General features: G+C 48.7%; 23 protein-coding genes. 15 read left to right on the plus strand and 8 right to left on the minus strand.

All coding sequences use genetic code 11. From position 1 onward, the window contains the following. Positions 1-5: 5 nt before the first annotated feature. The 11 genes from MO867_RS06765 (at position 6) to MO867_RS06815 (ending at position 7,266) form a co-directional block, all read left to right on the plus strand. On the plus strand, positions 6-371 hold the full coding sequence (locus MO867_RS06765; protein ID WP_252465511.1) for a TlpA family protein disulfide reductase: 366 nt from the start codon (positions 6-8) through the stop codon (positions 369-371). A 116-nt stretch (positions 372-487) separates the two neighbouring features. Beyond that, a complete protein-coding gene (locus MO867_RS06770) occupies positions 488-1,852 on the plus strand; it encodes an L-cystine transporter (RefSeq protein WP_252465512.1) in 1,365 nt (454 codons plus the stop codon). Positions 1,853-2,002: 150 nt separating this feature from the next. Next, entirely contained in the window at positions 2,003-2,422 is a 420-nt protein-coding gene (locus MO867_RS06775; protein ID WP_252465513.1) for a hypothetical protein, read from the plus strand. A 96-nt stretch (positions 2,423-2,518) separates the two neighbouring features. Then, positions 2,519-3,043, plus strand: coding sequence for an RNA polymerase sigma factor (locus MO867_RS06780; RefSeq protein WP_252465545.1), 525 nt, complete (start codon positions 2,519-2,521; stop codon positions 3,041-3,043). Continuing rightward, positions 3,040-3,399, plus strand: a complete 360-nt coding sequence (locus MO867_RS06785; RefSeq protein ID WP_252465515.1) for a hypothetical protein — start codon at positions 3,040-3,042, stop codon at positions 3,397-3,399. Before MO867_RS06780 ends, MO867_RS06785 begins: the two co-directional genes overlap by 4 nt. Then, on the plus strand, positions 3,386-3,625 hold the full coding sequence (locus MO867_RS06790) for a hypothetical protein (RefSeq protein ID WP_252465517.1): 240 nt from the start codon (positions 3,386-3,388) through the stop codon (positions 3,623-3,625). Before MO867_RS06785 ends, MO867_RS06790 begins: the two co-directional genes overlap by 14 nt. After that, positions 3,618-4,118 (plus strand): DUF3106 domain-containing protein, encoded by a 501-nt coding sequence (locus tag MO867_RS06795; protein ID WP_252465519.1) that lies wholly within the window; start codon positions 3,618-3,620, stop codon positions 4,116-4,118. The genes MO867_RS06790 and MO867_RS06795 overlap by 8 nt, the downstream gene beginning before the upstream one ends. A gap of 89 nt (positions 4,119-4,207) precedes the next feature. After that, a complete protein-coding gene (locus MO867_RS06800) occupies positions 4,208-4,810 on the plus strand; it encodes a glycine zipper 2TM domain-containing protein (RefSeq protein WP_252465521.1) in 603 nt (200 codons plus the stop codon). Between the two features lie 66 nt (positions 4,811-4,876). Further along, positions 4,877-5,194, plus strand: a complete 318-nt coding sequence (locus MO867_RS06805; protein ID WP_252465523.1) for a PepSY domain-containing protein — start codon at positions 4,877-4,879, stop codon at positions 5,192-5,194. Between the two features lie 33 nt (positions 5,195-5,227). Then, positions 5,228-5,902, plus strand: coding sequence for a response regulator transcription factor (locus tag MO867_RS06810; protein WP_252465525.1), 675 nt, complete (start codon positions 5,228-5,230; stop codon positions 5,900-5,902). Beyond that, positions 5,899-7,266: an ATP-binding protein gene (locus MO867_RS06815; RefSeq protein WP_252465527.1), complete on the plus strand. Its 1,368-nt coding sequence runs from the start codon at positions 5,899-5,901 to the stop codon at positions 7,264-7,266. The genes MO867_RS06810 and MO867_RS06815 overlap by 4 nt, the downstream gene beginning before the upstream one ends. Positions 7,267-7,294: 28 nt before the next feature. Here MO867_RS06815 and MO867_RS06820 read toward each other — a convergent pair whose 3' ends face one another. The 5 genes from MO867_RS06820 to MO867_RS06840 all read right to left on the minus strand — a co-directional run bounded on the left by MO867_RS06820 (position 7,295) and on the right by MO867_RS06840 (position 12,224). Then, positions 7,295-9,097: an acyl-CoA dehydrogenase gene (locus tag MO867_RS06820; protein WP_252465529.1), complete on the minus strand. Its 1,803-nt coding sequence runs from the start codon at positions 9,095-9,097 to the stop codon at positions 7,295-7,297. A gap of 170 nt (positions 9,098-9,267) precedes the next feature. Beyond that, positions 9,268-10,341: an MJ1255/VC2487 family glycosyltransferase gene (locus tag MO867_RS06825; protein WP_252465531.1), complete on the minus strand. Its 1,074-nt coding sequence runs from the start codon at positions 10,339-10,341 to the stop codon at positions 9,268-9,270. Then, positions 10,338-10,844, minus strand: coding sequence for a phosphatase PAP2 family protein (locus MO867_RS06830; protein ID WP_252465532.1), 507 nt, complete (start codon positions 10,842-10,844; stop codon positions 10,338-10,340). The genes MO867_RS06825 and MO867_RS06830 overlap by 4 nt, the downstream gene beginning before the upstream one ends. A gap of 765 nt (positions 10,845-11,609) precedes the next feature. Then, complete coding sequence (locus tag MO867_RS06835; protein ID WP_252465533.1) at positions 11,610-11,837, minus strand: DUF1653 domain-containing protein; 228 nt, start codon at positions 11,835-11,837, stop codon at positions 11,610-11,612. 12 nt (positions 11,838-11,849) lie between these two features. Further along, a complete protein-coding gene (locus tag MO867_RS06840) occupies positions 11,850-12,224 on the minus strand; it encodes a DUF3301 domain-containing protein (protein WP_252465534.1) in 375 nt (124 codons plus the stop codon). Between MO867_RS06840 and MO867_RS06845 the strand changes: the two genes are divergently transcribed. The 3 genes from MO867_RS06845 (at position 12,225) to tmpT (ending at position 14,825) form a co-directional block, all read left to right on the plus strand. Then, a complete protein-coding gene (locus MO867_RS06845; protein ID WP_252465535.1) occupies positions 12,225-12,920 on the plus strand; it encodes an SDR family oxidoreductase in 696 nt (231 codons plus the stop codon). A gap of 403 nt (positions 12,921-13,323) precedes the next feature. Next, positions 13,324-13,827: a DUF1097 family protein gene (locus tag MO867_RS06850; RefSeq protein WP_252465536.1), complete on the plus strand. Its 504-nt coding sequence runs from the start codon at positions 13,324-13,326 to the stop codon at positions 13,825-13,827. A 359-nt stretch (positions 13,828-14,186) separates the two neighbouring features. Next, on the plus strand, positions 14,187-14,825 hold the full coding sequence (tmpT, locus tag MO867_RS06855; protein ID WP_252465537.1) for a thiopurine S-methyltransferase: 639 nt from the start codon (positions 14,187-14,189) through the stop codon (positions 14,823-14,825). 3 nt (positions 14,826-14,828) lie between these two features. Here tmpT and MO867_RS06860 read toward each other — a convergent pair whose 3' ends face one another. The 3 genes from MO867_RS06860 to MO867_RS06870 form a co-directional block, all read right to left on the minus strand. Continuing rightward, positions 14,829-15,149, minus strand: a complete 321-nt coding sequence (locus tag MO867_RS06860; RefSeq protein WP_252465538.1) for a GIY-YIG nuclease family protein — start codon at positions 15,147-15,149, stop codon at positions 14,829-14,831. A gap of 25 nt (positions 15,150-15,174) precedes the next feature. After that, on the minus strand, positions 15,175-16,266 hold the full coding sequence (locus tag MO867_RS06865; protein WP_252465539.1) for a PA0069 family radical SAM protein: 1,092 nt from the start codon (positions 16,264-16,266) through the stop codon (positions 15,175-15,177). A gap of 357 nt (positions 16,267-16,623) precedes the next feature. Continuing rightward, on the minus strand, positions 16,624-17,079 hold the full coding sequence (locus MO867_RS06870) for a hypothetical protein (RefSeq protein ID WP_252465540.1): 456 nt from the start codon (positions 17,077-17,079) through the stop codon (positions 16,624-16,626). 610 nt (positions 17,080-17,689) lie between these two features. On the opposite strand from MO867_RS06870, the gene MO867_RS06875 reads away from it, so the two are divergent. Beyond that, positions 17,690-18,976, plus strand: coding sequence for a condensation domain-containing protein (locus MO867_RS06875; RefSeq protein ID WP_252465541.1), 1,287 nt, complete (start codon positions 17,690-17,692; stop codon positions 18,974-18,976). Positions 18,977-19,235 lie beyond the last annotated feature (259 nt).

A 19,235-nucleotide genomic window follows, 5' to 3' on the forward strand; every position in this document is an offset into this window, starting at 1 on the left:
AGTTTTTGAGCAGCCTGGAGGGCGAGCCGGTAAATACGTCCGGCAAAATATTGTTGGTCAATTATTGGGCTGAGTGGTGCAAGCCCTGTCGAGAGGAGGTGCCGGTGCTCAACCAGCTCAACCAGCGCAATGAAAATATCGTGGTGATTGGGGTGAACTTCGATGCTCTGTCAGCTGCTGAAATCCAGGTGCAGGCGGAAAAACTGGGTATCGAGTTCCCCGTCCTCGCTTCAGAGCCCCTGGGACGTTGGGGGCAGCCCAAGCCCGAAGTGCTGCCGTCCACTTTTATTATCGGTGCCGATGGCCAGTGGAGGAAAACCCTGGTAGGTCCTCAGGACTCGGAAGATTTTCTATCGGCGCTCGACTTATAGGGACTGCCACTAGCCTAGCTATATAAAACTATAACTAACGCGACTATAGGGCCATGGCGGATCGCTGATAGCATTCCGTCACTTTCCGTTTTGCTCCGGGGTGGGATTCAGATCTTATGCATATCAGTTCGTTTGTATTGCTGCTTTTGTTTATTGTTTTGCTATATGGGCTTTATCGTTGGCAGAGAGACCGCGATTCTCTTGCTCCGGCCGTGCTTGCCGGTTTAATTCTGGGGGCGATTTTTGGGGGTATCCTACAGCTGTCCAAAGGCTGGGGAACTATGCCTGCCGAAGTAATCCCCTGGGTGCAAATGATCGGAACGAGTTATGTCAATCTTTTGTATCTGCTCGTGATGCCTCTGGTGCTGACCTCAATTCTGGTCGCCGTGGTAAAAGTAAGCCACACCCAGGCCCTGGGTAAAATTAGCGGATCTGTATTGGGGGTACTTCTTTGCACCACAGCAATCGCAGCCTTGATCGGTGTCGCTATGGCAGAGCTGTTTGGCCTGTCCGCCGCGGGGCTTGTGGAGGGGTCGCGGGAGGCGGCAAGAGCAGAGGTACTGTACCAGCGTATCGATCGTGTGACTGACCTCTCAATTCCAGAAATTATCACTACTTTTGTGCCGAGAAATATTTTTCTAGATTTGACCGGCGCGCGCTCGACCTCAGTTATTGCCGTGGTGATTTTTGCTGTACTGCTGGGGCTGGCGGCACTGGCGGTGCGCCGTGAGTTCCCGCAGGAAGGTGCAGCGATCGAGCGTTTTGTGCATGTGGCGCAGGTGTGGATTATGAAGTTGGTGCGCCTGGTAATGGCCTTTACACCCTATGGTGTGATGGCCTTGGTGACCAGCCTGATTGCAAAATCCAGTTTGGTCGATATCGTCAATTTACTGGGTTTTGTACTGGCCTCTTTTACTGCGATCGGACTGATGTTTGTGGTACATGGGTTGCTGTTACTGTTGAACGGTGTTAATCCCTTGCATTATTTCAACAAGGTTTGGCCTGTGCTGGTCTTCGCTTTTAGTTCGCGCTCCAGTGCCGCCACCATACCGCTGAATGTGGAAACTCAAGTAGATCAGTTGCGTACATCCCCGGCTATCGCTAATTTTTCTGCATCCTTTGGCGCCACCATTGGTCAAAATGGTTGCGCAGGCATTTATCCGGCAATGTTGGCGACTATGGTGGCGGTGCCAATGGGGATTGATGTCTGGGATCCAATTTGGCTGGGCACTTTAATTGCGGTGGTGATGATCAGCTCTTTTGGTATTGCCGGCGTCGGCGGTGGTGCAACCTTTGCCGCGCTGGTGGTTTTACCGGCGATGGGGCTGCCCGTTACTATTGCGGCGCTGTTGATTTCCGTTGAGCCTTTGATCGATATGGCGCGGACAGCTTTGAACGTCAATGGAGCCATGACTGCGGGCACGCTAACGCAGCGATGGCTCGGCGAAGAAGTACCGGGCCCAGAAATTGTTGAAGGCTAATGGGAGGTAGACGGCTTGTGCCTCAACCTCTTCTCAAATGCTACATAGGTTCCAGTTTTAAAGTGGGACCTGTCAACCAACTCGGCAAACCGGCGTTTTAGTCAGTGGTATTTCCCCCTTGGGGTTTTGTTCACGGAACTGGAGCAATTTATGAATAAGCTGATAGGGCTGTCAGTGTTGACTGTAAGCTTGATTTACCCACTTTCTCTTCAGGCTGAAACTGATAGTGAGGTGGAAGCGGGGCATGATCACGGCGATCACCTCGAAGAGCGTTTGGATCGAAAGGGCGATAAAATTGAGGAGCGACTCGACAATAAAGGTGATCGTATTAATGAGCGCCTTGATCAAAGATCCGAGCAGGCTGCGGCCAATGGTAATGATAAATTGGCTGAGCGCCTCGACCGCAAGGGCGATCGAATTGACAGCCGCCTTGACCAGAAAGGTGAACGAATCAATGAGAAACTCGATAAGAAGGGCGAACGGGTGGATAATAAATACGATCGGAGAAATGAACGCAGTGAGCGGCGGAAAGAGCGCCACCATAAATCGCACAACCGCGATAACGATTAACCACCACAGGCTGTAGTTGGCTTTATTTATTGGGTTGCGGCGAACTAATTGCCGTAGAAGGATTGCATCCTCGCAAAAGGACTTCAATCGGCAGTGATGGATCAATTTCTCGCTTCGGTGGAAAAGCGGGCATTTACTATGGCCAAGTTCGCTGTAGGTAACCGTGACGATGCGCTGGATATAGTGCAAGACGCTATGCTGGCGCTGGTTAAAAATTATAGTGGCCGGAATAGCCAGGAGTGGCGACCACTATTTTTTACCATTCTTAATAACCGCATTACCGATTGGCACCGACGCAGGAAAAACCTATCACGCTGGCAACTGCTCAAGGAAAAACTCCCTGTGAGTGGGGCGGGGGATGAGTGGGACCTGTGTGAGTTCCCCGATCCGAACGGTCGCAGCCCGGATAGTGTCTTGGTGGGAGAACGCACAATAGATGCTATTGATTGTGCCATTGGAAAATTGCCCCCGCGCCAGCAACAGGCTTTTTTGTTACGTTGTGTGGAGGGCTTTGATGTTAGTGAGACAGCGCAGACCATGGCTTGCAGTCAAGGTAGTGTAAAGACACATCTATCCCGAGCTCTGCGCAGTTTGCGTGTTCATCTGGAGGCGATGGAATGAAAAATTCAGGTGAGGGTTTCCCAATTGACGATTACCAGCTGCTTAAAGTAGCTGGTGAGGCAGTGGTGCGCCGGGAAAATACCATCGACACTGAGACGCAAGCAAGGTTGCGCAGAATCCGTACCGGTGTGCAGGAGCAGAGTAGGGCAGTGCAATACTGGCCGGGTTTTATTGCTGTGGGGGCCTGCACAGCAGCGCTATTTGTGGCCCTGATATGGCCTGTATTAAGTACTGATGACAATGCGGAAGTACTGGCAACGAGCGATTGGCTTCTGGATGAAGACGTGGATATCGAGATGATTGAAAACATGGAGTTTTACCAGTGGCTGGCGGAGGAATTGGATGAGCACTCCTAGTAGTGTGTTATCCATTGTGATCATGGCTTTACTGGCAGTTAGCAGGATATCCCACGCAGAAGAGAGTGAACCTTTGGCTGAGGACTTTTTGCTGTTTGTCGAGGAGTGGGCCGATGAGCAGGGTGATATTGTGATGCCCGAAGACGCCGAACTTGCCCAGGGGCCGAGTCAATCGTTGAGGAAGGCGGAGGTTGGAGATACCTGGCTGGAGGAGGGGCATGATTAGGTTCCTGCTTGAGCGGAGCAAGCACTTGGCAATACTGGCCTTGTTGTTGTGGGGCAATACTGCTTGGTCATTGGAGTGGGAAAGCCTCCGTGAGAGCGACCGCCACTTGTTGAAGGGGATGGAGCAGCGCTGGCCCCAGTTGTCTGAAAGCCAAAGGGACAAATTAGTGAGCGGTGCACGCCGCTGGAACTCGATGGACCCCGAACAGCGCAGGAGTGCGCGCCAACAGTTTGAGAAGTGGCAGTCACTGCCGCAGGAGCGCCGTCAACAGCTGCGTGAATCTTACCGGCAGTATCGCAAGTTGCCGCAGGAGAAACGCCAACGTATCCGCGAGGCGCGCAAGAAGTTCCGGGAGATGTCTCCCGAGCAGCGCGAGCGGGTGCGCGAGCGCTGGCGCGAATCAAAGGGCGGCAGGCCCAGAAAAGACCGCGCTAGAGAGGCGAAGGCCCGAGGTGACCGACATCTCGAGGGTAAAAGGCGGCGTAAAGGTTGACGTCTTTAGGTACCTTTGGTTTAGTTCAGTGTCTATTCAGATCCTTTTGATTATTCTGCTTCCCGTAGATGACTAGCGGGAGATTGATCGTGCAATTATATAAACAGCTTATCGCGGGTGTGGCAGTAGCAGCACTGGTGGGTCTGAGTACTACAGCGAGTGCAGGACCTCGGGGTTATGTGAACTCCTATGCCGGAGATGCCTATGACTACGCACCGGTCACTGAAGTGACCCCCATCTATACCGATATTCAGGTTACCACTCCAACGACCCAGTGCCGGGATGAGCAAGTCGCGTATCGTGAGCCGGTTTCTCCGGCAAGTACCGTGGTAGGTGGCCTGATCGGGGCGGCCATTGGCAACAATCTGGGCGGTCGCGGTCATCGCGGTCATCGCGGTCATCGCGGTCATCGCGGGCGGCACCACTATCACCGCAGCCACAACCGGGGTGGCGCGACAGTAGCGGGCGCACTGGTCGGCGCATTGGTGGGTAATCAAATTGGCCGGGCCAGTGCTCCGGTTTATTACACTACCGAGTCCCGCTGCCGGGTGGTGGACGAATACTCTTCGCGAAGGGAATTAGTCGGATACGATGTGCGCTATCGGTATAATGGTCAGGTTTATTTGACTCGCACTGACCACCATCCGGGCGATAGAATCCGGGTTCGTGTCGCAGTCTCGCCGGCTCTTTGAGCTGGGCTGAGGGCGGCCGGAAGATTATAGGAGAGTGGAAAATTGGATATCCACAGGAGCCGCACCGTGAAACCTAGCCGTGCTTTTTTAGGTCTTTTTGCTTTTGTCACCGTATTTTTGCCAGCGCTTTGCACCGCCTCCCTAAACGGTTACGCCACCTACGAGCGAGAGAGTTTTCATCCTCAATTTCTCCGTGTCCAAGGTGGAGAGATATCCAGGGACCGGGCCGCTTCATTGGTAAAGAAGCGTTTTGGTGGCAAGATCCTATCGATATCTGAGACCAACCGGCAGGGAAGGACAGTTTACCGAGTGAAGGGGTTGTCGGCTAAAAGCCAGGTTTATGTGGTTTTTGTAGATAAGCAGAGTGGCCGTATCTCCCGTTAGCCAAGCACCTGCGAGCAGAATAAGGTAAGTACTATGCGCGCACTATTAGTCGAAGATGAAGCATTACTACGGCAGCAGCTGGCAGAGTCCCTGCGTGCCGCTGGATACACGGTTGATGAAGCGCCAGATGGCGAGGAAGCCCTCTATCTGGGGCGTGAATACCCTTACGATATTGCAGTGATGGATCTGGGCTTGCCCAAGATAGATGGTATTCAGGTTATCGAAACACTGCGCCGCGAGGATAAGCACTTTCCCATCCTGATCCTGACGGCCCGTGGGCACTGGCAGGAGAGAGTATCCGGTTTGGAAGCCGGGGGTGATGATTATCTAGTCAAACCCTTTCATACCGAAGAACTACTCGCCCGCCTGAATGCCCTGGTACGGCGCTCGGCTGGGTTCTCTTCACCCACCATCAAGGCTGGACCTATCGCCCTGGATACCAGTGCGCAAAGGGTGACTGTGGATGAAATAGAGCTAGATTTGACCTCGTTTGAATATAAGGTACTTGAGTATTTGATGTTGCATCCTGATGAGGTAGTGTCAAAGACGACGCTGACTGAACATATCTATGAACAGGACTGCGATCGGGACAGTAATGTGATCGAAGTGTTCATTGGGCGTCTGCGTAAAAAGATTGATACTGCGGCCAATCTCAAGCCGATAGAAACCCTGCGTGGGCGCGGGTACCGTTTTGTGATACCGCAGTGAAGTCAATCGGGTTGTCTGTAATTTCCTACCTGTTTAACTCTCTAAAAGGCCGCCTGGCACTGGTGACGAGCCTGGTGCTGGTAGGTTTCGTCTTGCTGATCTCCGGTGTATTGGAGCACGCATATAGAACTTCACTCGATGAAGCTAAGCAGCGGGAATTGCAGCTCTATATATACACCTTACTGGCGGTAGCAGAGCCGGAGGGCAACTCACTGATTCTGCCACCGGAGTTGCCTGAACAGCGCTTTAACCAGCCGGATACCGGTCTGGTGGGCGCCGTTATCGACAGTGATGGCCGGGTGATTTGGCGCTCTGAGTCTGCACTGGCGATGCCGCAGCTGAAGTTTTACCCCCTGCTTCAGGGGCAGCAGTCTTATACCCAAGTATCGGTCCCGGGTGAGGAGAGCCATTACAGCAGCTTTCGCCAGGGGGTTGCCTGGGGATTGGAAAATGAAAACCCGTTTACCTTTGCCGTTCTTGAAGATGCAGCCCCGCTGCAGGCTCAAGTCGGTCAATTTCGTTCAACCATGTGGCACTGGCTGGGGCTGGGTGCGCTGCTGTTAATTCTTGCCCAGTGGTTGGTCTTGCGCTGGGGTTTTGCTCCGCTGAACGCTCTGGCGAATGCGCTTCAGGATATGCAACGCGGTGGTGCAGACCGACTTGAAGGAAATTTTCCCCGGGAGTTGCGCCCACTGACCGACAATCTGAATCTGCTGATTGAAAATGAGCGCCGGCAACGGGAAAAGACCCGACATACCCTTGCAGACTTGGCCCATAGTTTGAAAACGCCCTTGGCCGTGCTGAAAGGGCTCAAATTTAGTGGGGATTCGAATACTGCCTGCCGCACTCTGACTGACCAGGTGCAACGTATGGATAGCATTATTAGCTACCAGTTGCAGCGCGCAGTAACCAGCTCGCCAAAATCTATTCTCCGCGGTACGCCGGTAGCGCCGCTGTTACATAAAATACTCGATGCTCTTGAGAAGGTGTATCGCAGTAAACCCAGTGAAGTACAAAGTGCTTGTAGTGAAGATACGCTGTTTTATGGTGATGAGGGTGATTTGATGGAGGTACTGGGTAACCTGTTGGATAATGGCTATAAGTACGGCGCAGGACAAATAGGGATTGCGATTGAAAATATTGCCGATGGTCGCAAGCTGTCAATTCGGCTTACCGATAATGGTCCCGGCCTCGATAAAGAGAAGTGGAAAGCGGTTACCCAGCGCGGTGTGCGTGCTGATGAGCAGCAGTCAGGACAGGGAATTGGCCTCGCAGTGGTCGTCGATATTGTCGAGAACTATGAGGGGCGGATTAGTGCCCAGTCCCTATCCGAGGGAGGAACGGAAATTACGGTACAGCTGTAATCTCCGTCGTAGCCTGAGGCCCGCCTAGTCAGAACCAATTTTCCTGCATATCGAACGGGATAGGGTTGCCACTTTTAAGTAGAGCAATAGCAGTATCAGTTTTTGGCAACTCCCACTCAAAATAATACTTAGCGGTATGTAACTTACCCTGATAGTAATCCTGTGCGTCCCCGTCAGGCACTGTCTCCAGCGCCTTTTCAGCAATGATTGCCTGCTTGAGCCACATCCAGGCCACCACAATGCAGCCAAATAGATCGAGATACAAAGTGGCATTGCCCAGGCCTCGATCTACATCCTCTTGTAGCTGATTGAATAGAGCGAAGCTGGTTTCATCGAGTTTTTCCAAGGCTTTTTCCAAGGCTTTGGCCATGGATTCAAGCTTCGGTTTGTCCCTCGCCTGCATGACGGTATTGCGGATCTCCGCTTGCAAAAGCTGGTAGCCCGCCAGATTCTTGGCTGGTACTTTTCTGCCGAGTAAATCCAGGGCGTGAATACCTTCAGTGCCTTCGTGAATTGCATTTAGCCGGTTATCTCGATACATCTGTTCTACCGGGTATTCGCGAATGTAGCCGGAGCCACCGAGTACTTGGATCGCCAATTCATTGGCTTTCAAACAGTATTTTGACGGCCAGGATTTTACTACTGGGGTCAATAAATCGAGCAGAGTGGCAGCATGGTGGCGCTGCTCTTTAGTGGCAGCGGTTTGTTCGTCTTCATAAAGGGAGGTAGCAAAGATGCTGAGACAGAGCCCGCCTTCGGCATAGGCTTTTTGTATTAGCAGCATTCGGCGTACGTCGGCATGCTGAACGATGGGCACTTGCTTGGACTCGGGGTCGCGGTTGGACGGTAAACGTCCCTGGGGGCGGCCTTTGGCGTAGTCGAGAGAGTAGGTGTAACCCTGGTAGCCGAGTACTGAGGCTCCAGCGCCTACGCTGATACGAGCCTCATTCATCATTTGAAACATGTATTTCAGACCGCAGTGGGGTTCACCGATTAGGTAGCCGATAGCTCCCTCCTCTTCGCCAAAGTTCAACACGGTTGAGGTGGTATTGCGGTAGCCCATTTTATGTAACAGACCCGCGAGCTTCACATCATTACGTTCAGCGGGCCGACCGCTTTCGTCAACTAAATATTTGGGAACCAGAAAAAGTGAAATTCCCCTCACTCCTGCGGGAGCGCCTTTTATTTTTGCCAGGACCAAATGCACGATATTATCAGTGAGGTTTTGATCCCCACCGGAAATATACATTTTCTGTCCATGAATTCGGTATGTGCCATCTTCTGTGGGGGTTGCACTGGTGCGAATATCTGAAAGTGCAGACCCTTGGTCCGGTTCAGTTAGCGCCATAGTCCCGGCAGAGCGACCATCCAGCATTTGTGCAAGGAATTTTTCTTTAAGTGAATCACTGGCGAAAGTGCGGACTAAGTTGGCAGCACCGATGGTCAGGAAAGGGTAGCTGGCACTGGCAATATTTGCAGCGGCCATATAAGCCAAAGCGGTGCGTAAAATGACTTCTGGCAGCTGTAGGCCACCTTCTTCAGCGTCGCAGTGGGCAGCCAAAAAACCTGCTTCGGCAAAAGCATTCCAGGAAGCTTTGGTTTCTTCGATAACGCTGACAGTTTTTCCATCAAAGCTCGGCTCATTGGCATCACCCTTAGCATTGTGGTTGGCAAAAAATTTTTCTGCGATGGTGTGCGCTGTATTCAGGGTGGCATCGAAAATTTCGCGGGAATGATCACTGTACCGAGGACGCTTTATCAGTGCCTCGGTATCGAGAAACTCGTACAATAAAAAGTTAATTTCACGCTCGCTGAGCAGTTGGTGAGCCATGCTTACCTCTTACGTTATTCTTTTTGGGCAATTTATCGTATTAGCATGCGGAATATCGAAACTGAATGGACCGATAAAGCCGCAGCTCAAGAGTATAAGTAAACGTGGGGAGGTTGCACTCGGCAATGACTGATTGTGTGAATAGACTTGGCGATATTTAGACCTGCAGGTTACTCGGGAGCCACTTGATATGCCGGCAATATCCCCCTGGTAGGTTTCGGCACGACTTTGCGCCAGAGTTCGGCAGAGAGTTCGGCGGAGGGTTGTGTGCAGCCTGCAGCAATCCATTTTCCCAAGGCAGCCGCGACATCGGGCCAGACTATTTTCAATGCCTGTGGCAAATTTTCCAGCCAGGCTCTGACGGTTGTAGCGTCTATCCGTTTGACGACCTTCGCCAATTGCAATTGCTCTAGCGCCTTGGCGTTGGCCTCTTGTTCAAATTGATTGGCTAAGGGTCTGCTGAGGATAGGCTTACCCAATACTAGAGTCTCTGCCAGCAATTCAAAGCCGCTATTGCAGATAACAGCTTTGGCGTTTGCCAGGTCCTGCTGGAACCTATCGGTTGATGGTGCTTTTATTTGGATATTCTCAGCGGTGGGCAGGTGTTGCGGCACGCCATATACGATGAATTTGTATTCTAGTTTGGCCAACTCATTCAGCATGGGGATGGGGTGTTCAAAAGGTAAATAAACAAGAATGTGCTTGCCCGAGTTGCTATCTGGTACTGGCTGAGGTGGCACAATCGGAGGAAGAATGGGATTTCCAAAGTGATGCCAGTGTAAGCCAATGCATTCCTTCGTCGGTGCAAATGATCGCAGAACCTTATGGGATGCCCATTTAAAGCGCGGCACCGGAATAGAGTATTCAAATGCGTATTGGTGACCAATGCCAATACACCGCTTCTTTTGTAACTTTGCCGCCCAGGCAGTAACCGGTTCATAATCACTGATTACCAGATCAAAATCCTGAATGGGAAGGTCTTTAACATCCTTGATAAATTGACCGAGATTAATCCTCCTGAGCGTGGCAAAATTATTTAGGCGGCCGTAGCTATGTACAAAAGTCATTCCCTTTCGCCACCAAAAATTTCCAAAGGGCTCCATGTCAAATAGATTTTCTTTGGCACGCCCTGAGAATAGCCACTGTACTTCCAGTTCTGGATACTTTTGTAGCTGCTTGGCTATCGCTCGTGAGCGTGAGATATGCCCGTTACCGGTGGCCTGGACACCGTAAAGTATCTTCATAAAAAAGCAATACTCATTATTAAGCCAACACTGGTTCCCAATATGGCGCCGGCACAAATATCAGATGGAAAGTGAACCCCAAGGCCAACCCTGGCAGCACCGACGCAGGTAGCCCATATATAACCAAAACTCCAGATGGGACTCACATGTATAGTCATTGCAGTTATAAATAAAAAAGCACATGACGTGTGCCCAGAGGGGAGACTAAAGCGGTCATGGGCGACAATGACAGAGCGCATCCCCGGAATGACTTGAGGTGGGCGAAGTCTGCGTGTTGTGTTTTTAATCCCCCAATAGAGAGATCGCTCCAAGGCAACTGCAGTACCGGCAAGGTATAACAGCTGAACGGCGGAGGTCAGCCAGACGTAGGTGAAAAATAGGACGCCGGCAACCCAGCCATCGCCGGACTTGGACAGCCAAAGGTAGCGCCGTCGCGATCCGGGGCGCGATGCCCGTCCAGCCATATACAGCACAACGGACACATCAAAACTCTTTAGGTTCATCGGTAAGCCTCGCATGCCGACAAGTTACAAATCGATTATTGCACGGACTTGACCGATTTATGTCGCAATAATGAAATCTGGGAAAGCTCAGGGAATTCCCCCGAAAACTGAATTTTACAGGTGAGACCCGAATCAAATATCCGGCGTTTAATTCATTTAATTGGATCGAAAAAGTAAGCTAATTATAGAGAACTACGAATGACAGCCTTATGTGTCTTTTCAAAAAAAATAGAAGTCGACACCAGTCGCCACTATATTCCTGAGTGGGGTCGCCGGGCTTTAGTGTCAGGTACCTATGGCGAACCGTTCTACCCACGCCCATACAGAGTCTAGCTTCTTACTGTTTCTTAGCAGTACGCTGGATTGTCGCCAAGATTGAAGGGGGTCGTATTTTCAATACGGTGAAATTGGAGGATTTGTGTGGCATGTGTAAGCTATCTCGGCCCCGGGGAAATAACCTATTAGGCGCCATCGAACTTGGAATTTTTGTTGTTCAATCTGAAGCCCTGAAATAATGTAGGGCGGTTTGAGTTTTGAGTGGCCAAGTACAGATTTGGTGAGGGGGGGCAGTTTTTGCCAGGGGCTACTCCCCGAAAGGGGATGTTTGGCAGGTTAAAGAAAAAAGGCCTTTTACGGAATTTTCAATTTAAGTTTACATCGAATTTCCGCGCTTCCGTCGCGACAATCGGCCACATTATATGAGGCCGATTTAGCCCTGAATGTTGAGCGGCTGACGAAAAATACCTTTTCAACAGCCTGTTAAAGCTATTGGTTTGAATTCAAGTTGAATGGTTGAATCAGCTCAAAGCGGGGGGATGTTACGCCATTTTTGTATACCAATTCAGCAAACATCTTCTGTGGCCGTGCCCAGACTCCATACTCGCCATAGAGGGCCCGGTATACAACCAAGTCTTCCTCTGTTTCACTATGTTTGGCGGTATACAGAACTTCGTACAGGTTTCCTTTGTGGTGGCGATATAAGCCGCGTTTCATGGGGTGCTACCTCTAACTCACATGATGGGGAGACAGCTGCAGTTGCTCTATACGATTTCCGTGAAGTACTGCAGTGCCTGAATAGCGATGTTGTCCTGTTGAAGTAAACTCAAACTCATAACTGCGGTGAAGGCTGAAAAGCCCCCTCCGATCCCGTTTTATCCGTGTACGAACTAACAGTACGGTATCGTCCAGCAGTTGGACCCCGAGCTGCCGGCAGTGATCAGAAGCGGCGCGGCGCACATGCTCCTTGGCGGCCATGCTGGCCCAGATATACCACAGAATCACAAAAAACAGAGAAAGCCACAGGAGGTCGCCGAGAGAGTAATACATTGCTATACAGTTGCTATGATCGCTTTCCGCAAGAATACCATTTAAGGAGCTCACATGTCTGGCACCATACTGATAACAGGCTGTAATCGAGGTATTGGTCTTGAGGCCTGTGCCCAGTTTGCAAAAGCGGGGTGGCGGGTGTTGGCCTGTTGTCGGGCGCCCGACAAAGCCGTCAAGCTTAAAGGACTACAAGAAAGGTTTCCGAGAATAGAGCCGCTTCACCTGGATGTGACTAATTATGAGCAGATGATTTCACTGGGTAGGGCCCTGAAGGGAGAGCCGATCGATATATTGCTGAATAATGCCGCTTATTACGGGCCAAAAGGCAAGGGGTTTGGGGCTGTCGACAGGGGGGAGTGGCGCCGTGTCTTGGAGTCCAACACTATTGCTCCGTATATGTTGGCAGAAACCTTTTACGAAAATGTCGCTGCCAGTGAGTATAAAATAATCGCATTTATCAGTAGTAAGGTTGGCAGCATTGCAGATAACCGGTCCGGCGGGGGTTATATATACCGCACTTCAAAGACAGCGGTTAATCAGGTTGTTAAAAGTTTATCCATTGATCTGAGTGAAAGGGGGATTAGTGTGATTGCCATGCATCCGGGGTGGGTAAAAACAGATATGGGGGGGCCTGGAGCGCTGATTTCTGCAGAAGAGAGCGTCAAAGGGCTAAAAAGGTTGCTATTGACCGAAAAGCTCACAAAAACAGGTCATTTTTACTGCTATGACGGCACTGAAATTCCCTGGTAGATGCTGTAATAGTCTGTGAGAAAAATAACCTAAAAATCTAATAGAATGCGGCTCCAGAGCCTCGGTGCTCCAATAGTTGTTATTGGAGCTGGCTGGGCATCAGAACTGGTCGGTTTCCTGTGAATAAGTCGTAGAGGTAATTGCTCACTATCTTGAGCAAGTTTCTATCCTATCGAGTTCGCGATTGAGTGAACAGTGGCCCTTTTGGCGCCACGATTGAGGGGGTTTGCAATATTGGGCAAGAATATGGAAGAAGTTTGCTACCGCCCAGCTTGGAAAAAGCATGAAACTACCACTAGTTAAGGGACAGGCACAGATAGGCCCTTCTTAAGTTACGAAGGATTCTGTGTTTTAGGCAAGGAAACCTACCTCTAATCAGGGTGAATTCGAAGGAGTGGAAATTATGAAGTGGCTCAGCGTGTTAACCAAGCGCGACGGCTTATCCCCCCAGCTACTTAGGTCACAAATATTTGCGGTGCTGATTGTCGCTGCTGTAGTGGGCTATTTGGGTGGCATGCCTACCTGGGTAGCAATATTGGGAGTTATAGCCTATCACTCCAGAGGAAGCGGTTGGCGCACAGGCAGTTATAACCTTGTCTGCGTGGTGACAGGGCTGGGACTGGGGCTGGGAGCTCAATCCGCAGCTTACAAATGGCAGATAGATCCTAGCATCCTGATTGTCCCAATCGCCTTGGTATTTTCCATCATCAGTGTTTGGGCGATGGGATTGGTGACTGGAATTAGGAATCTTCCCAGCTATTCCATTGGTATTATTATCGCTTTTCTTGCGCAAGTGGATACGACCCTGGATGCCTATCTTCAATTAATTGCCGCTGTCTCTGTCGGGGCTGTGTTCGCGGGTTTAGTTAATTCAATTTGGCCACGCAGAGAAGTAGCAACCTGCTGATCTCCCGGTGTAGAAAAATGAGTTTATCGTTGCTATCTCGTCTGAGATAGAAAGATATTTTGGTGGGTGTCAAAGAAGTTATCGGCATGTAAGGGGATAGAGGTGATATTGTACAGAGGTGTTGCACAATGTTCAGACGTATAATGGTGACGGCTGCAATGGTGTTTGTTACTGCTTTGGCTTTTACAGAACCATACGAGCCCGATATCGGCATTGAATTTCCTCAATACCGAACCTTGCATCCCTGAAAGACTACCGAAAATTACTTTTCTTACGGACCGCTAAAGTCTGATTTTTTAACCGGGGAGTTTTTCTGGAATTCGAACCGACTCCCCTTTCCCAGGTGAAGGAGGTCAATAATGAAAGAGGAATTTTGGCACGATAAGTGGCAGAGGGATGATATCGGTTTTCATGAGATATCGGGCAATACACTCCTGACTGAGTTTTTTCCAAAGCTATCACTATCCCCCGGTGATCGGATTTTTCTGCCTCTCTGTGGTAAGACAAGAGATATCGGCTGGTTGCTAGAGCAGGAAGCCGCTGTGGCGGGCATTGAGCTGAATGAAAAGGCAGTAGATCAGCTTTTTAGTGAAATGAATATCATTCCTAAGGTGGAGAGGGTCGGTAAATTAAGTTGTTATTCAGCTTCGAATATTGATATTTTTGTTGGAAATATATTTGATTTGAATAAAGATGTACTTGGCCATGTGGGGGCTATTTACGACCGGGCTGCATTGGTGGCTCTGCCGGAAGATATCCGTTATCAATATGTGCGGCATATAATCGATATTACTCAGTTAGCACAACAACTTCTTATATCCTTCGAATATGAGCAATCGCTTATGCCGGGCCCTCCATTCTCTGTGGGCAGTCGTCAACTGTATGAGTATTATGATATTGAATACGACGTGAAAATGTTGACTACAAGAGAAATTACAGGAGGATTCAAAAATCGAGTTCCTGCCCGAGAGGAGGCCTGGCTGCTAACCCCAAAATAAACACTATAAAATAAATTTATTTTTATGTGAGTGGCTGTCGGCCTCTGGCAGAGGCTGGCAGCCCAATATAAGATTTTCTTTCTTGCTTTTGGGCCATTTTTTTATTTCAAATTCCATTTTTAACGCCGAGGATTTGTCGGGGAGCTCAACCATATACTCAAGACTGAGTGGTCCCTTGCCGCGCAAGGATTTAGCAGTTTTGCGGCTGTTGCTGCAGTGCTCGGCAAAACGCCTTTCAATATTGTTGGTAATCCCCGTATATAATGCCCCGCTGGCGGTTCGAATAAGATAGAGAAACCAGTAGTTTGTCTGTTCTTCCGTCATAATTTTTCCTGATGATTCTCTTTTATTAAGAAAATAAATCTTGCTGTTCATTGGGAAGGGGGGGAGGCATAAATTGACTGCAGTCTAGTGAGAGGCGCCGGTGATCCAGTCCCAGCCTTTTTACTGCAACCTTAAAACGCTGTTGGAGTAACTGAGCGAATACACCGGTTCCAGTACGCCGGTGAGAAAAGTCGCTTTGATAGTCCTTCCCACCGCGACTCTGTTGCACCAAACTCATAACGTGCTTGGCTTTTTCGGGGTAGTGAACTTCCAGCCATTCACGAAAGAGTGGAGCCACTTCATGGGGAAGGCGTAGCAGGATATATGCGGCTCGTTCAGCGCCTGACTCTCGGGATGCAGTGAGAATGGATTCCAGTTCGCTGTCATTTAAAGCCGGTATCATCGGTGCCGCAAGAACTGCGGTCGGGATACCTGCACTACTCAACTGCTCAATAGTACGCAGGCGTGCGGATGGCCCGGCAGTGCGTGGTTCCAGCTTTCGTTTCAGTGTGTTATCCAGCGTTGTGACACTGATCGCGATTTGCGCAAGGTTATCCTGTGCCATTTCGGTGAGAAGGGGCAGATCCCGCAAAACCAGCTGGCTTTTGGTGACAATGGTTACCGGTTGACGAAACTCCTGCATTACCTGTAGTAGGGTCTGGGTGATCCTTTTCTCCCGCTCCAATGGCTGGTAGGGGTCAGTATTGGTACCCAGTGCGATCGGACTGCAGTGATAATTCTTTTTGCGTAAAGCTTGCTCTAAAAGAGCTGCAGCATTGGGTTTGAAAAAAATCTTAGTTTCAAAATCCAGACCAGGTGAAAGATCCATATAAGCGTGGGCCGGGCGTGCGTAACAGTAGACGCAGCCATGCTCGCATCCACGATAGGGATTGATAGACTGAGAGAAGGGAATGTCCGGTGACTGATTGGTTGCAGTGATAGTTTTTGATTTTTCCTCTATGGCAGAGGTAGTCAGCCGCTCGGGTATGTCGGGCTCGGTTTGCCAGCCATCGCTCTCCCGGGTAAAGGATAGGCCCTCAAAGCGACCGCTAATATTACTGGTTGCGCCCCGCCCCTTGTGCAAGAGTGGTACTTTGGCTGGCTCTTTATTTGACATTGTTCAGTCTTGATCTGTATGAATGTACAGTTTACGGCGCAAGCGCAGCTTAGTGCAAGGCTTGGCTGTTTGGTTGCTGGAAGGACTGTCGCTACTCAACGACGGGAAGCGGGAAGCGGGAAGTGGAGATAAGCAATGCAAGTAGTTGAGTAGATGAGATGTCATTAGAAAATAAGGCCCGGAGCCCAAATTAGTTGTTGGAAAAGTCACAGAAGGCATTTACCAACAATCCGGTGAAATTGCATAGAGTGTAAACCTGGCGGATTAATAGTTCATTAAAATTACACTTTTAATAAAGTATTTCACGAAGTATAATTCCACGCTGCACTGAACAATAAGTCCGCCGGGTTAATAACGCTAAGCCATCACTGTAGGATTGTATTTGGAGCTCATGGTTAATCCTGGGCGTTCATCATCCCAGATCATATGTACAATTTTCCAGGAAGTACCGTCATTGAGGAATTGGATGCTGTTTATTCCCCTTTTGATAAATTGAGTTTTATTTTTGTCCCCCCAAGCTTCGTAAGTACTAAATGCATGGGCAATATTCCCAAATATTTCAATAATATTGTGCATTTCAATCTCATAAAAAGCCCTACCAGCAATTAGTTGGTCAAAGTTGTTTGGGTAATCCAGGATGTTCATAATCGTGGTTTGGGGTTTACCTTCTTTATCGATAGAAGTCCGTATCAATTTTGCATGCGGGGTGAACAGAGCCTGCTGCTGTTCCCAGTCACGATTAAATCCCTTGGGTCCAGAAATAACTTTGTAGAGCATGCTTAGTATTTTTTTGATTTTAATTTCTGCATTCATTGGTTTTCCCTTAAAGTAAAGATGACGTTTTCCATAATATTATACCTTCTGCCGTACCCATGTTGCGATTGGCATAATTGTTATGCCGCTGACATCAAGAAAGGTTTATCCTTCAGGGATAGAGAGTTTATAATTTCCGCAATGACATTAAACCTGTATAACATAAATTATATTGTTGTTCGATTAATGCTCGTTTGTGTCAACAGAATCGCCACCTTTTGGTTGCTCCCGGTAAGCGGCTGGTCCGCTGATTGTGTGGCACCCTCGTTAGAGTTTTTTTAGAAATATCCCCTGGCAGAGAGTTTCAGAAGTCTTTGTTAGCCTGGTTTTTGATGGTGTATCCACAAGACGTTCACAACAAATTAAGTGCATGTGAACTTGGTTTTTGGCCTGAACAATCCTGCTAATGTTTTTCACCTAAGCTGTATACACTTAATAACAGTTATCCATTTTCGGCGTACAGAATGTCCATTGGTATTAAGGTTCAAAATACCTCGATAATTTTCATTGTGCAATATGGTTATTTTGATGGATGTCTTTGGTGATTACGAAAAACGATATATTTTCTCTATACTGCAAAGAGTTTTTATGAAGGGGTAGAGTTACACCAATGATGTCAAAAGTGTTTTCCCGTGAGCTAGGCCCGCAAGAGGCACTTTTCCTGGAGTTGACCAAACAGTCAAAAGGGGGATTGCAATTAATTTCCTTCATAAAAATATGTGAGCCAGTTACAGTTGAGCTATTACTTGACGGGTTTGCATACTTGCACCAGCGTCACCCCATTTTGCGAGCCCGAGTAAAAAGAGGGGAAAGACTGCGTTGGGTGTGTGATGTGGACTTTAAAAACATTCCGCTTCAGCTTCATAAGCTGACGCAGCCTATGGATTTTGAAGATGAATACTGTCGTCATGGCATGAAGTGTTTAGATAGTGAGGAGTGTGTATATGGGCTTACACTATATACCAATAAAAATGGTTTAGTGGATTGGATTGTCATAGTGAATGTTCATGCGGTATTGGATGGACGTTCTATTATGACGTTGTGCCTGGATTTGGATGGCTTTCTCAGGTCTGAGGGAAAAATATCCGATGTCCAGTCTCTTCCTCTGCGAGCTAGTATAGCGAGCAGCCTAGATGCAGCAGGGTATCTGGGAGAAAAAGAGTTTATCCACCAAAGTAAAGATGTTTTTAACTGGCCAGTTGAGAAAGCAGTTTTTGCCTCTGAGCGTAGAGCCTGCGCAACTTCATTGTTAATGCCCCCTGAGACGGCGAAATTATTATCGCAAGTAGGTAAGAAAGGGAAAGTAAAACTCACTGCGATATATTGTGCTATAGCAGCACTGGCATCAAGGGTCTTACCAGTATATCAGGATTTCACAGAAATTATTTTGACTCTGGATGGGAGGGTTTTATGTGTCCCTCCTATATCCCTTGATAATGTCGGATCTTTTTCTCAAACGACAAGTTTAGAAATACCACCTGAATTTATTTCGACAGGCTTTCTGAGTCTTGCAAGCTATATACAATCGCAAATCGACATGGTTTTGGCCAAGCGGCGACCAATGACAAAAAATTTGGGAGAGAATTATAAGGCTAAATACATTGAAAAAATGGCTTCTGAAACAGTAAAAAAGCAAAGTTATTTTCCGGCTGGAATTTGTGTTTCTAACGTTGGCAACATGAGACGGCTAGCCGGTGAGATGCGATATTTTGAAATAGAAAAAGGCATGGTCACTCAAACCAATGGTCTAAATCCATTAACAGTAATTACTTACACTACTTATAGAAATGCGGTATTTGTATTTGGCTATTGTGAGCCGTTGCTCAGTAAAAAAAGTGTATCTTTATATGTGGATAAGTATGTGGAAATCATAAGGGGGCTTATATGCAAGGGGTGACGTTTTATACTTTCTCGTTACATAATGTCGGTCGAGGGCATCTATCTGTCTATACTATTTTTGGCTAAAAAATTTTCTTTTGTTGGTATGAGTTTTAAAATCCTATCTCGCCAGCTAGGTCCACAAGAAGCGCTGTTTGTTGAGCTGGCCAGGCAGTCCTGGGGTGGTTTGCAGTTAATTTCACTTATAAAAATCTGTGAACCATTCAACACTTCGGACAGTTTCATACAGCTATAGCCCCATAGTCACTGTACTGCTC

This window comes from Microbulbifer okhotskensis, assembly GCF_023895975.1.
GTDB lineage: Bacteria > Pseudomonadota > Gammaproteobacteria > Pseudomonadales > Cellvibrionaceae > Microbulbifer > Microbulbifer okhotskensis.

Excerpts from the sequence above, each read along its gene's own strand:
- MO867_RS06785 (WP_252465515.1), top strand. The coding sequence starts at position 3,040 with ATGAAAAATTCAGGTGAGGGTTTCCCAATTGACGATTACCAGCTGCTT.
- MO867_RS06865 (WP_252465539.1), bottom strand. The coding sequence starts at position 16,266 with ATGTCAAATAAAGAGCCAGCCAAAGTACCACTCTTGCACAAGGGGCGG.
- MO867_RS06810 (WP_252465525.1), top strand. The coding sequence starts at position 5,228 with ATGCGCGCACTATTAGTCGAAGATGAAGCATTACTACGGCAGCAGCTG.
- MO867_RS06820 (WP_252465529.1), bottom strand. The coding sequence starts at position 9,097 with ATGGCTCACCAACTGCTCAGCGAGCGTGAAATTAACTTTTTATTGTAC.
- MO867_RS06850 (WP_252465536.1), top strand. The coding sequence starts at position 13,324 with ATGAAGTGGCTCAGCGTGTTAACCAAGCGCGACGGCTTATCCCCCCAG.
- MO867_RS06830 (WP_252465532.1), bottom strand. The coding sequence starts at position 10,844 with ATGAACCTAAAGAGTTTTGATGTGTCCGTTGTGCTGTATATGGCTGGA.
- MO867_RS06790 (WP_252465517.1), top strand. The coding sequence starts at position 3,386 with ATGAGCACTCCTAGTAGTGTGTTATCCATTGTGATCATGGCTTTACTG.
- MO867_RS06775 (WP_252465513.1), top strand. The coding sequence starts at position 2,003 with ATGAATAAGCTGATAGGGCTGTCAGTGTTGACTGTAAGCTTGATTTAC.
- tmpT (WP_252465537.1), top strand. The coding sequence starts at position 14,187 with ATGAAAGAGGAATTTTGGCACGATAAGTGGCAGAGGGATGATATCGGT.
- MO867_RS06825 (WP_252465531.1), bottom strand. The coding sequence starts at position 10,341 with ATGAAGATACTTTACGGTGTCCAGGCCACCGGTAACGGGCATATCTCA.
- MO867_RS06845 (WP_252465535.1), top strand. The coding sequence starts at position 12,225 with ATGTCTGGCACCATACTGATAACAGGCTGTAATCGAGGTATTGGTCTT.
- MO867_RS06795 (WP_252465519.1), top strand. The coding sequence starts at position 3,618 with ATGATTAGGTTCCTGCTTGAGCGGAGCAAGCACTTGGCAATACTGGCC.
- MO867_RS06770 (WP_252465512.1), top strand. The coding sequence starts at position 488 with ATGCATATCAGTTCGTTTGTATTGCTGCTTTTGTTTATTGTTTTGCTA.
- MO867_RS06780 (WP_252465545.1), top strand. The coding sequence starts at position 2,519 with ATGGATCAATTTCTCGCTTCGGTGGAAAAGCGGGCATTTACTATGGCC.
- MO867_RS06835 (WP_252465533.1), bottom strand. The coding sequence starts at position 11,837 with ATGAAACGCGGCTTATATCGCCACCACAAAGGAAACCTGTACGAAGTT.
- MO867_RS06870 (WP_252465540.1), bottom strand. The coding sequence starts at position 17,079 with ATGAATGCAGAAATTAAAATCAAAAAAATACTAAGCATGCTCTACAAA.
- MO867_RS06860 (WP_252465538.1), bottom strand. The coding sequence starts at position 15,149 with ATGACGGAAGAACAGACAAACTACTGGTTTCTCTATCTTATTCGAACC.
- MO867_RS06875 (WP_252465541.1), top strand. The coding sequence starts at position 17,690 with ATGATGTCAAAAGTGTTTTCCCGTGAGCTAGGCCCGCAAGAGGCACTT.